This window comes from Allobosea sp. Root381, from assembly GCF_001429395.1.
Taxonomy (GTDB): Bacteria; Pseudomonadota; Alphaproteobacteria; order Rhizobiales; family Beijerinckiaceae; genus Allobosea.
This window is the reverse complement of the sequence record NZ_LMJT01000041.1, coordinates 254,204-266,468: the sequence shown is the minus strand read 5'-3', so window position 1 is coordinate 266,468 and position 12,265 is coordinate 254,204. Positions and strand designations below refer to the sequence as shown.

Below are 12,265 nucleotides of genomic sequence, written 5' to 3'. Positions count from 1 at the left end.
ACGCCATGAAACGCCGCTTTGTCACGCTCGATGTCTTCACCACCAGGCGCCACGCCGGCAATCCGCTGGCGGTCGTGCTGGACAGCGACGGCCTCGACACGGTCGCGATGCAGGCCATCGCGCGCGAGTTCAACCTGTCCGAGACGGTGTTCGTCGCGACGCCGGCACACAAGCCCCATCGCGCGGCGCTTCGGATCTTCACGCCTGGCCGGGAGCTGCCTTTCGCAGGGCATCCCACGGTGGGCTCGGCCGTGCTGCTGGCATTGCGGGATGCGGCGGAGGGCAAGGCGAGAGACGTCATCATCCTGGAGGAGCAGGTCGGCCTCGTGACATGCGCCGTCTCCGTCAGCGGACCGGACGTCGGCAATTCGGTCTTCACGCTGCCACGCCTGCCCGATGAGCTTGGGCCGCCGTCCTCCCTGCCGCTGATCGCCGGGGCCTTGGGGCTGGACCGCCGCGAGATCGGCTTCGACGGTCATGTCCCATGCGTCGTTTCCGCTGGCGTGGCTTTCACGACGGTGCCGGTATCGAGCCTTGCCGCCCTGGAGCGCGTCCGGCTCGACACGACCCTGTGGTCGCAGGCGATCCGGCCGGCGGACCAGCCCAACGCCTATGTCTATTGTCGCGAGACGCGCGACGCCGGGCACCATTTCCACGCCCGGATGTTCGCGCCGGCGATGGGTGTGCGCGAAGACCCTGCCACGGGCTCCGCCGCTGCGGCATTCGCTGCCATCGTGATGCGCTTCGAGAAGCCGGGCGACGGCGAGCATCGCTTTATCATCGAGCAGGGCTATGAGATGGGGCGGCCATCGCAGATCACGCTCGAACTGACGGTTGCCGACGGTGCGCTGGCGTCGGCACGGATCGGCGGCTCGGCAGTGCTCGTCAGCGAAGGCGTGCTCCTGTGAGCGACGGAGTCGAGAACGGCACGATCGTCCGGCTCGCCCGTGTCGATGCCCGGGTCGAGCCCTATCGCTGGGGGTTCGCGCAGGAGAACGGCGCGGCCATCGCGGCGCATTGGTCGAGGATCAGCGCCGGGAAGCCGGCCATGTTCAACGGCCGCGTCATGCTGCAGCACAAGGCGGCGATCCGCGACGGCGTGTTCGAGGCGTCCTATTTCGAGACCGACTATGCGGACTTCATGACCTGGCGGGATTTCGGCCACCCCGGACCCGTCATCCGCAACGGCTTCGCCATGGCGGCGCTGCGGGCCAATGACGGCGCCTTCCTGTGTGGGAAGATGGGCGATCACACCGCCAATCCTGGCAAGGTCTATTTCGCTGCCGGGACGCCGGATCGCGAGGATGTCCGCCCCGACGGCACGCTCGATCTCGCCGGCAGCGTCACGCGCGAGCTTGGCGAGGAAACCGGTTTGCGTGTCGACGAACTGAGCATCGGCGAGGGCTGGACGGCGGTGATCGAGCAGGGGCGCATCGCCTTCATGCGCGAGGTCGGAATCGATATGGCGGCCGAGGCCGCCCGGACGCTGATGCTGCGGCGAATGCAGGATCTGGAGGAGGAAGAGCTCTCCGATATCGTCATCGTGCGCAGCGTGGCCGAGACGGAAAAGCTCGACATGCCACCCTTCATGCGCCGCTATCTCGCGCATATCTTCGGAGAAGTTGATTTTTCGACTTGAATATTTGATTTTACTTAAGATGAGGCAGTTTTCCAGCGTCGTTTCCGTCGCGTTGCCGCCAAGCGGACATGCGACGACAGCGGGCCGGTGTTTGGTCCCGGAACCCCGCTATCTGACCGTTCGGCTGGCCCGCTTATCACCGTCACCGCTGAACCCCAGCCATAGAACGGCAGGCCAGCACGCGCCGTTCTGACTTCCGCCAGCCGCGGCGAGAAACGATTCGCATCTGGCCCCGTTGCCGACTCCGTCGAGTGGAGTTGGGTTTATGCGTGCGCGTCGCATGTTGCGATCCGGCGCGGTGGCCGGGACGGTGGAAAGATGCGCTCAAGCAAGGCCGGCCGAAGGGCCGGCCTTGCCGCTATCGTCCTCAGAAGTTGAAGTGGCCATTGTTCAGGGTGTGGGTGCCCTTCAGGCTGACTTCGAACTCTGCATTCGTGTTGTTGCCATCGATATTGCCCGAGACCACCGTGTAATCGCCATCGGTTCGGGTCTCGTAGCTCACCAGCAGCTGGGCGGTGGCGGTGAAGGCCGGGCCGCTTGTCAGCGTAAAGCTCTGGTTGCCGGCGAGCGCTTCATCGGCGTCGATGCCGGACAGGTCGAGCTTGTCGCCGGGCTCGAAGTCGAGAATGGTGTCGCCATCCGCCGCTGCGCTGCTCTCGAAGCGGAAGGTGTCGTTGCCCGCCCCGCCCTCGATCACGTTCAAAGCAGTGCTCGCCGTGATGGTGTCGTCGCCGCCGAGGCCGAGGATGAGGTCGGAGCCGGCGCCAGCCGTTCCATTGAGCGTGTCGGCTGCAGCCGTGCCGACTGCCACGCTCGTGTCGGAAAATCGCAGCTGCTCGATGTTCCAGAGCGTATCCGTGCCATCGGTCCCAGTGTTGTCCGTCACGGTGACGGTGCCATCGGGATTGAAGGCTAAAGCGTAGTTTGCCACCGCGCCGGAGAACACCGCAGTGTCGACATCGGCGATGCCGTCGCTGTCGGGCTGGTCGTCGCTATTGCGGATCGTCCGGACGATGCTCAACTGCCCCGGATTGATCGTTCCGTTGAACATGGCGGCCGCGAGCGACGTCATGCTGTCGTGCAACGAGAGCGGGGTGCCGGTGTGCTGCGTATCGTCGGAGGCGAAGACCCCGATCTGCACGTCGAGCCACCGGTCGCCGTCGATGATGTCGTCGCCCGCTAGGCCCGTGATCACGTCGCTGCCGTCGCCGCCGAGAATGAGGTCGCCACCGTTGAACTCCGTCACACCCGCCCCGAGCAGAGCCTGCAAGCCCTGGATCAAGGCGATGCCTTCAGCGGTGAGGACGCTTCCGCGGAAGCCTGTCGTACCACCCTGCGCGAGTGGTGCCCGATCAGCTGCCACATCCTCAGTGCCCGTCAGGACGTCATTGAAGCGCGTACCCGAAAGGCCTTCCATCGACTCGAATTCATCGAGCGCAGCGTTCGCCGGCAGGACCGGCGCCTCGTCGAAGATGATCGGGATCGACAGATTCGCATTCACGCCGATGAGATTGTCCTTGTAGGTCGCCCAGTCGAAGCCGGACATGCCGACCATCTTTCCGCGGCCGGCACTGCCGACCATGATGTCGTCGCCGCCTTCGCCGATAAATTCGTCGAAGCCGCCATCGCCGAGGAAGACGTCATGCCCGTCGATGCCGTCCTGAGCGAAGATTTCGTCGAAATTGTCGCCAGGCGCCCCGTCGAAGGTGCCGGTCTCGATCCAGTCATTGCCCTCGTTGCCGAGAATGCGCTCGGCGTTCTTGTTGCCGTAGATGAAGTCGTTGCCCTCGCCGGCGAAGACTTCCGAGCCTTCGTCGGTGCCGAGGAAGACGAAATCCTGGCCTGCCCCTCCCAGCACCAGGTCGAGGCCCGGACCGGCATGAACAACGTCGTTGCCGGATCCGGCCTTGATGTTGTCGTCGCCGCCGGCGTCGGTGATGATGTCGTCGCCGTCGCCGCCATTGATGATATCGTTGCCGAAGCCACCTTCGAGCTTGTCGGCGCCGCCGTCCCCGAACAGCGTGTCGTCGCCGATGCCGGCGATGAGCGTATTGTTGGCGTCCGTACCTCCGAGTACGACATGGTCGCCGCCAGTGTAGCGGAGATAGTGTGTATCGGTGTTGCCGGGCGTGGACGGATCGTTCCGGATGACGAGTTGGGTCAGCAGGCCACCGCCCACGGGGTCGGTGCTCTCGAGAACGCCGTCGCCATCCAGGTCGTTGAACTGCTTGGTGATATCGGTCTCCAGGATCAGGCCCGGGGTAGAGAACACGTCCGACGGCAGATGTGTCGCGTCCGTGTTGCGCATGATCATGGCGGCGAAGGAATTGTTCTCCATCTCGCCGAAAAGGTGAAGACCGTCGAGACGCTGCAGATAGTAGAACCGATCGCCGCTCTGGAGCTGTTCCATCTGCACTTCGAAGACGAAGTTGAAGGTCGAGCCGAGCATGCCGCCGAACGGCATCGTCTCTTCAGCCAGGCCGCCGATCCAGAGATCGACATTGTTGAGGCCGCCAAGCGTACCGCCGGCATAGGCACCGGTGGCATTGAGGAAGTCGAGCCTATCCTGTTCGTCAAGAGGAGCTACTGGCCGCAGCACGTCAAGGCGGACATCATCGACCAGAATTTGGACCTGGCTGCCGTTGCCTCCGATCTGTTGGATTTCGATCCTCAGTCCTTGCCCGACTTGAGCGGCCGCGATCGGAGCTGTCTGGAACATCACCTCGACCGAACCGCCATTGACGGCTGCCACGCCAATGTCCGCGGAANCTCAGTCCTTGCCCGACTTGAGCGGCCGCGATCGGAGCTGTCTGGAACATCACCTCGACCGAACCGCCATTGACGGCTGCCACGCCAATGTCCGCGGAAGCCAACACTGTCCCGTCGTCAGCGACGAGGCGCGCTACGCCACTTTGGGAGGCGAGGTCCAGTCGATCGAAGACGTCGAAGCTAAGGCGATAGCTGACCCCTCCTTCGAGAACCAGTCCGGTGTCCTTGGCAAGCAGCCCGTCCTGGCCCAGCCAGACCACGTTAGCTCCGGCCAGGGCGGCCTGGTCGATCACGCTGGCAGACGGCGCGAAGAGACCACCCGCCCCAAGAATCTCCCAGCCCATCGGTGACGTGAACGTATAGTTTCCAAGCACCGTGGAGATGACGTCAGGCGCGCCGTCGGCAAGGGAATCGAGATCGAAGCTTGCGTTACTGACATTCGCTGCTTCGGTGTCACCTGGCCGCAACACGTCGATACGGACGTCATCGACCAGAATTTGGACCTGGTTACCGTTGCCTCCGATCTGTTGGATTTCGATCCTCAGTCCTTGCCCGACTTGAGCGGCCGCGATCGGAGCTGTCTGGAACATCACCTCGACCGAACCGCCNCGGACGTCATCGACCAGAATTTGGACCTGGTTGCCGTTGCCTCCGATCTGTTGGATTTCGATCCTCAGTCCTTGCCCGACTTGAGCGGCCGCGATCGGAGCTGTCTGGAACATCACCTCGACCGAACCGCCATTGACGGCTGCCACGCCAATGTCCGCGGAGGCCAACACTGTCCCGTCGTCAGCGACGAGGCGCGCTACGCCACTTTGGGAGGCGAGGTCCAGTCGATCGAAGACGTCAAAGCTGAGGCGATAGCTGACCCCTCCTTCGAGAACCAGTCCGGTGTCCTTGGCAAGCAGCCCGTCCTGGCCCAGCCAGACCACGTTAGCTCCGGCCAGAGCGGCTTGGTCGATCACGCTGGCAGATGGCGCGAAGAGACCACCCGCCCCAAGAATTTCCCAGCCCATCGGTGACGTGAACGTATAGTTTCCAATCACCGTGGAGATGACGTTAGGCGCGCCGTCGGCAAGGGAATCGAGATCGAAGCTTGCGTTACTGATATTCGCTGCTTCGGCTATCGTAGGCGGCAAGCCGACCAACGCCATTGCGGCGTCACGCTTCTCCTCGATCGTTGCGGCATTCAAGATCGTTTCGTGGGTCCCGTAAGCTGCGATGAAGTTGATGATCGACGCGTCGTTCTTGAGATGGCCGGCGAAATCGACCCAGCTCTCATAGGGCTTCAGCAGGATGTTCTGGTTGCTGGCCGCGTAGAACTCGGTACGGGCGGCGTTCAGCGACGGGACGCCGGTGTCACGGCCACGCGCCAGGTTGATGGTCGCGAGGTCTAGCGGCAGGCCGAGCAGGTTGTTGCGCAAGGCACTGGTGACGAACTCGTCGATCTGGTTTCCGGGCTGACGAGTCATGCCGCGGATGATCGCCCCGGCCGCGATGTCATCGGTCAGCGCATGATCGACGCCGTCGAAAGCGGTCGGATTGAGGAAACCCTGGATCAGGCTGATGTGGTCGGGTGTGAAGGTCGGATCGAACTTGTCGATCGTCTCGGTCAGCATCGAGTGGCCGAAGCGGTAGACCACATGGGCGAACTCGGCCACGATCGAGGGATTCAGCGTGGTGTCAAAGCCGTCCGGAACCAGGAATGTATTGATGGCGGGCTGAATCTTGCGGGCGAATTCCTCGAAGACGAGGTGCTGATACTGCATCTCGGTGCCGAATTTGGCAGCCTGGAATAGCCGCTCGCCGTCCCAGACGAGCCCCGCAGCCGAAGCCGGAACAGCGGCGACGTCAACTGTCAGCCACTCGTTGAGGAACGCTACGGCCTCGGCCTGCGATGCGCCGCCATCGAGCAGCGTCTGGGCATCGCTTAAGACGACCTCCTTGGTGTGCGCGACAAGCCGGTTGTGCTCGGCATGGAAGACGTGGTGGACGGCTGTCAGGCCGATGTTCTCGTTGACCCGGCCGTCGCCGGCGATGAAGTGGGCGTCGAGCAACTCATTGTCATAGACGCCGGGCTGATTGCCCGGATTCTCGAGGCCGATCGTGATATCGCCATCGGCGACACCACCCGGCACGGCATTATGAGCGATGTCGGCGAGGAACGCGTGATTGGTGCGGATCGCGGTTGTCAGGCCGACCGGGGCGGCTGGCGTACCCGAAATCACGATGTCGTCCGCCGTGTTCGGGATTCCGTCGAGGCCAATGCCGGTGATCACCTGGGCGAAGCCGGTCGCGGGGTCGGGAATGAAGTTGCCGTATTGATCAGTCCTGAGGAGCGGGACCTTGCCGACGTCGTCATCCGTCAGCAGGATCCCCAGCATCTCCCTGGCCTGGACCTTGAGCTCTGCCCAGGTGGCCATGCCACCATTGTTGCCCTCGATCAGATTGCCGGTCGCTGCCGGCCGGCCGGCGCCGTTGAGCTCATACTGCCGGATGAACACCTGATGCGAGGAATGCGAGGTGTAGGTCTGGTTCTGGTCGACGAACGAGGTCGTGGTGTTGACGGGGCGACCGTCGTCGAGGCTCTCGTCGACACCCGCGGTAGCGGGATTGTCGCCAAGGATGCCGTCGGCTCCGGGGGATGTCGTGGCGCGCGTCAGAACCATGAAGTTCAGGGCGCCAGGCGCCGTGCTGTAGAGCGGATCATCCGGCTGCAGCGGGATCATCACCGTGCCGCTGCCGCCCTTGTTGACGAGGTCGAGGCCGTGGTCGAAGAACTGGCCGAACAGCGTGAACCAGGAGTTGAACGGAGCCGACAAGCCCTCATCCGGCGCGATGTTGGGGAGGTGCACGTTGGCGCCATCCAATTCGATGCCGTTGGCAGTGAGCAGGGAGTGAAGTCCGCCGGGCACGCCGGCCGCGGCATCGAGCGTCGCCCGCGCAGCCGCAAGTGAGACAGCGGCATCGGCAGCCGCCTGTTGCAGCGCGGCATTGCCAGGGCTGGCGGCCGCGGCTGCGGCTGCAGACGCCTCGACGCGCTGGGCATCGGCGACGGCCCGGAAATCATCCTTCAGCGGAGCATAGGCGGCCGAGATCGTAGCCGTGATCGCCAGTCCGGGATCTTCGATGCCGGCGCGCCGCAACGCCGTCAGGATCGCGGCGGGATTGCCGAGCGTCTGGTCGACGATCAGGTTCGAGATCGTGCGCACCTCCGGGTCGATGACGTCGCCAGGATCGGCAAATGTCCCGGGTCCATCGACATCGTTGCCGGGTGTATAGGGGATCGGAATGGGCCCGGACGGCCCCGGTCCGTCGGGATCGACCATGATGGTCCGGAATGTCGGATTCAGCAGTTCCAGAAATTCCTGGTCCGCCGCCCCCCACTGCTCCTGCCCCGGAAGCAGATGGTTGTAGCTGCCGTCGACGGTGCGCAAGCCCCAGGCAAGATTGTAGGCGGGGATGAGACCGCCGGGCCCGAACAACGGCTGCCCAGCAGCGTGAGCCTCGGAAATCTTGATCTGGTTGAGAATGAACTCCAGGTCGCTCTTGATATAGTCAACCATGACGCCCTCACCCCTTGATGGGCCGGGCCGCCGAGGCGGCTGGGCCGCAGATGTGAAAATCGATCATAAGTGCGCGGATCTTCATGGACGCAGCTGCCCGAAAGGTCGCAACAGCCTTGACCAAAGGCCGAGTGCGATCTAATCCTCGATTTGCTTGTGGCAGCGCCTCCTGCCAAATCGCGCATCTGTTTATCTTGGGCCTCGCAGAGCGAGCATGATGCCCGGTAGCGGTATTGGCCGTTAGAGGACTATGTCGGACTTTGTTGCCCGACCAGCGGCTAGGTTGTGCTACGGCGTTTGGTCGGGCCGTCCTTCAGACGTAAGTCGCCAAACCACAGCCCAAGGTCCATCATTGCTGCCGCGGTCATGCTGCCCCAACTGCCCGGGGCGCTCCCGATTGCCATGTGCCTCTCCCGTCGCACCGCGATCGTGTGTTTAAGTTTTGCAAAGAAGAGTCACGCGGCTTGGCGCAGTCATGCAACCGTCATGCACTCGACCGCCTGCTGCTCCATCGACTTGGCCGCTGAGTGCAGGCACGAGAGCGAGGCGTAGCCGCGAGGTCATCAACGGCACTTCGAACTCGCGGGTGACATAACCAGATCTCGACATGGGCGTTGGCGGCGATCGGCTCGCCAACCTGAGCGCGTCGGAGGGGTGACCAATCCGGGGGGCGGCGACGCGGTTGATGCGGTGAAATTGGAGCGAAAGCCGGAAACAACCCGACAAATAATGACAGGCGACGCGCAACGATAAAGAAAATTTTCTATACAGATCAACAGTTTGTTTGAAAAAGGCGCGCAAAGATAAAGCCGCCGCAGTGCGGGCTTGCTATCTCGCACATATCTTCGACGGCGATCGATCCGGCTTGCCTCACGAAAGCGACAAGATGACCTCTGCCGAAACCGCCCATCCCGAGGCTCTGGCGCTGCCGGCCGAGAATCCGTTCGCGGCGCGCTGGGAGACGCCGTTCCGGTTGCCGCCTTTCGAAGCGATCAGGCCGGAGCATATTCGGCCTGCCTTCGACGCGGCGCTCGCCAAGCACAAGAGCGAGATTGAGGCGATCGTCGCCGATCCGGCCAAGCCCGATTTCGCCAACACCATCGAGGCGCTGGAGCGGGCCGGGCGAGCGCTCAGCCGCGTCGGCGGGGTGTTCTACAACCTCACCGGTGCCGACACCAACGAAGCGTTGCAGGCGATCGAGCGCGAGATGTCGCCGATCACGTCGCGGCACTGGTCGGCGATCATGATGGATGAGGGGCTGTTCGCGCGCGTCGACGCGGTCTTCGCCGGGCAGGATGCGCTCGGTCTCGACGCCGAGCAGGCCAGGCTCCTGGAACGGAGCCACAAGGGTTTCATTCGCTCTGGTGCGAAGCTCGGCGCCGAGGACAAGAAGCGGCTCGCCGCGATCAACGAGCGGCTGGCGGCGCTGGGCACCCAGTTCAGCCAGAACGTTCTCAAGGACGAATCCTCCTATGCGCTGTTCATCGAGGACGAGGCCGGGCTCGCTGGGCTACCGGACTTCCTTAAGGCGGCGATGGCGCGCGCTGCCGCCGACCGGGGGAAGCCCGGCCAGCATGCGGTGACATTGTCGCGCTCGATCATCGAGCCTTTCCTGACCTTCTCGAAGTGGCGCGACCTGCGCGAGGAGGCCTTCATCGCCTGGAGCAAGCGCGGCGAGAATGGCGGCGAGAGCGACAACCGCGCGATCGTCGCCGAGATGGTGAGCCTGCGCGCGCAGAAGGCGAAGCTGCTCGGCTTCGCGACCTTCGCGCATTTCAAGCTCGACGATACGATGGCGAAGACACCGAAGAATGTGCGTGATCTGCTCGAACTCGTCTGGGCGCCGGCCAGGGCGCGGGCGGGGCGCGAGGCCGCCGATCTCGCCGCTATGGCGCAGGGTGAAGGCGAGAACGGGCCGATCCGGCCCTGGGACTGGCGTCACTATGCCGAGAAGGTTCGGCAGAAGACCTATGCGCTCGACGAGGCGGTGCTGAAGCCCTATCTCCAACTCGACCGGGTGCGGCAGGCGGCCTTCGACGTCGCAGGCAAGCTCTTCGGCCTGTCCTTCGCCGAGCGGCCGGAACTTGCCGGCTACCATCCCGATGTCCGCATCTTCGAGGTGACGGAGAGCGACGGCGGACGCCATATCGGCCTGTTCGTCGGCGATGACTTCGCGCGCGCCTCGAAGCGGTCCGGCGCCTGGATGAGCGCGTTCCGCGGCCAGCGCAAGCTCGACGGCGAGGTCCGGCCGATCATCGTCAATGTGTGCAACTTCGCCAAGCCGGCCGAGGGCAAGCCGGCGTTGCTTTCGCTCGACGAGGCGCGCACGCTCTTCCACGAGTTCGGCCATGCGCTGCATGGGCTTCTATCGGATGTGCGCTATGGGTCGCTTGCCGGCACGGCGGTGGCGCGCGACTTCGTAGAGCTGCCCTCGCAGCTCTACGAGCACTGGTTCCTGACGCGCGAGGTGATGCGGACATATTGCCTGCACGCCGACACGGCAGAGCCGATCCCCGAGTCGTTGATCGAGAAGATCGAGAAAGCGCAGACCTTCAATCAGGGCTTCGCCACGGTGGAATACACCTCCTCGGCGCTGGTCGATCTCGCCTTTCACTCGCTGGAAGAACCCGCGGAGGTCGATCCGCTCGCCTTCGAGGCGGCAGAGCTCGCGCGCATCGGCATGCCCGCCGAGATCACCATGCGGCACCGGACGCCGCATTTCACCCATGTCTTCGCGGGCGACGGCTACTCCGCCGGCTATTACAGCTATCTCTGGTCGGAGGTGATGGATGCCGACGCCTTCAATGCCTTCCGCGAGACAGGCGACGTGTTTTCGCCGGAACTGGCGGAGAGGCTGAAGCGCTACATCTATTCGGCCGGCGACACCCGCGACGCGGCGGAAGCCTACACACTGTTCCGCGGCCGGCTGCCGACGCCGGACGCGCTGCTGGAGAAGCGGGGACTGGCGGCTTAAGGCCGCCGTTTTCCTTCTCCCGTCGGGGGAGAAGGTGTCTGCGCAGCAGACGTATGAGGGCCGTCCTGGCTGCGTTTCACCCAGGATACCCTCATCCGACCCGGCTGCGCCGGGTTCAACCCGGATAGCCGAACTTCGCCTTCGTCGAGCGGATCTGACTGGCGGCGCGGGCCTCGTTGCCGGCGGCGCAGCTCGAACGGGCGCTGGCGATCTCGGCCGAGACGCGGCCATGGACGCCCTTCGTCGTGTGGCCGGTGGCGAGGTCGTTGTCGATCACCGCCTGGAAGCGGTCGACGTCGCCGGCGCAGCCGGTGTTGGTCGGCATGCGGAAGGTGTTGGGGGTCACGCCAGCCCCTGCCTGTTCCGGCGGGGGCGCCGCAGGAGCACTCGCGGGCGTCTGGCAGGCGGAGAGGCCAAGCCCGCAGAGAATTGCGAGCGGCGGCAGGAAGCGGGAAGAAATCGGCATCGAGGCACTCCAAGGCATCGACCGGCGCATCCTGTCGGATGCGAGATGCCGGTCGATCTCATTGTCTCAGCATCGGATTCGTTCGCATGGCGATGGCGCCATCCGGCCCGATGCTCCGGTTGCGCCGACGATGCCTGATTCTGAGGCGACGCGAAACGCCGCCCGTCAGGGCATGACGACGCTGAGATAGGGCGCGGTCGGTTTCTCGGTCGGGCCGACGAGGCGAGGGGCCGCGTTTCGCACCGGCTTCAGGCTCTTCAGATAGGTGGCGAGCGCCGCGGCGTCGGCATCGGTCAGCCTGCCGTAGTTGTCATACGGCATGATCGGGGCGAGGACGCGCCCGTCCGGCCGCACGCCGGTGCGCACGGCCTTCACGATGTCGGCCTCCGACCAGCCGCCGAGCCCTGTCTCGCGGTCCGGCGTCAGGTTGGGCGGGTAGAAGGTGCCGAGGCCGGGGATGCCGAAGCCGACCTCCGAGCCGGCCAGCAACCGACCGTGGTCCGGCTTGCCGAGCAGCTTGCCCGGCGTGTGACAGCCGGTGCAGTCCATGATGGTCACGAGGTATTCGCCGCGCTTGAGCTTGGCGGCGTCGGCCGGCGCCTGGGCGGTGGCGGGAAGGGCGAAACCGGCGCAAAGCACGGCGACAGCAAGGGGCAGGCGCATGCTCGTCTCCTCTTGATTGCGACGAAAAGGCGGTCCGCGGGAAGCCAGGCCTTCAAGGTCGCGACCGGCAGCACTTCGGTGCCGGGTCGCGAGAACAGCGGGCCAGCGCGCCATTCGCGGCGCGCAGCAGCTGCAGTTACGGAAGGTGACGCTACGATATGCCTCGAAGATGGCTCGCGCCATATACC

General features: G+C 64.4%; 7 protein-coding genes. 3 read left to right on the top strand and 4 right to left on the bottom strand.

The features are described 5' to 3' along the window. Positions 1–5: 5 nt before the first annotated feature. Together ASE63_RS22680 and ASE63_RS22675 are read left to right on the top strand one after the other, a co-directional pair. Positions 6–908 (top strand): PhzF family phenazine biosynthesis protein, encoded by a 903-nt coding sequence (locus ASE63_RS22680; protein WP_056807014.1) that lies wholly within the window; start codon positions 6–8, stop codon positions 906–908. Then, entirely contained in the window at positions 905–1,639 is a 735-nt protein-coding gene (locus ASE63_RS22675; RefSeq protein WP_056807011.1) for a hypothetical protein, read from the top strand. The genes ASE63_RS22680 and ASE63_RS22675 overlap by 4 nt, the downstream gene beginning before the upstream one ends. Positions 1,640–2,006: 367 nt before the next feature. On the opposite strand, the gene ASE63_RS28625 is transcribed toward ASE63_RS22675, so the two are convergent. Both ASE63_RS28625 and ASE63_RS22665 read right to left on the bottom strand, forming a co-directional pair. Further along, the gene (locus ASE63_RS28625; protein WP_082610206.1) at positions 2,007–4,358 is read right to left on the bottom strand and encodes a calcium-binding protein; all 2,352 of its coding nucleotides are present in this window, start codon (positions 4,356–4,358) and stop codon (positions 2,007–2,009) included. Between the two features lie 659 nt (positions 4,359–5,017). Further along, positions 5,018–6,792, bottom strand: a 1,775-nt coding sequence (locus ASE63_RS22665) for a peroxidase family protein (RefSeq protein WP_280137462.1), incomplete at its 3' end; no start/stop codon positions are given. Between the two features lie 2,068 nt (positions 6,793–8,860). On the opposite strand from ASE63_RS22665, the gene ASE63_RS22655 reads away from it, so the two are divergent. Then, entirely contained in the window at positions 8,861–10,948 is a 2,088-nt protein-coding gene (locus ASE63_RS22655) for a M3 family metallopeptidase (RefSeq protein ID WP_082610226.1), read from the top strand. 115 nt (positions 10,949–11,063) lie between these two features. Here the strand turns inward: ASE63_RS22655 and ASE63_RS27565 are convergent, their stop codons facing one another. Further along, a complete protein-coding gene (locus ASE63_RS27565; RefSeq protein ID WP_156410552.1) occupies positions 11,064–11,414 on the bottom strand; it encodes a hypothetical protein in 351 nt (116 codons plus the stop codon). Between the two features lie 165 nt (positions 11,415–11,579). Then, the gene (locus ASE63_RS22645; protein ID WP_056806998.1) at positions 11,580–12,077 is read right to left on the bottom strand and encodes a c-type cytochrome; all 498 of its coding nucleotides are present in this window, start codon (positions 12,075–12,077) and stop codon (positions 11,580–11,582) included. Positions 12,078–12,265: the final 188 nt, after the last annotated feature.

Excerpts from the sequence above, each read along its gene's own strand:
- ASE63_RS22655 (WP_082610226.1), top strand. The coding sequence starts at position 8,861 with ATGACCTCTGCCGAAACCGCCCATCCCGAGGCTCTGGCGCTGCCGGCC.
- ASE63_RS22680 (WP_056807014.1), top strand. The coding sequence starts at position 6 with ATGAAACGCCGCTTTGTCACGCTCGATGTCTTCACCACCAGGCGCCAC.
- ASE63_RS28625 (WP_082610206.1), bottom strand. The coding sequence starts at position 4,358 with ATGTTCCAGACAGCTCCGATCGCGGCCGCTCAAGTCGGGCAAGGACTG.
- ASE63_RS22645 (WP_056806998.1), bottom strand. The coding sequence starts at position 12,077 with ATGCGCCTGCCCCTTGCTGTCGCCGTGCTTTGCGCCGGTTTCGCCCTT.
- ASE63_RS27565 (WP_156410552.1), bottom strand. The coding sequence starts at position 11,414 with ATGCCGATTTCTTCCCGCTTCCTGCCGCCGCTCGCAATTCTCTGCGGG.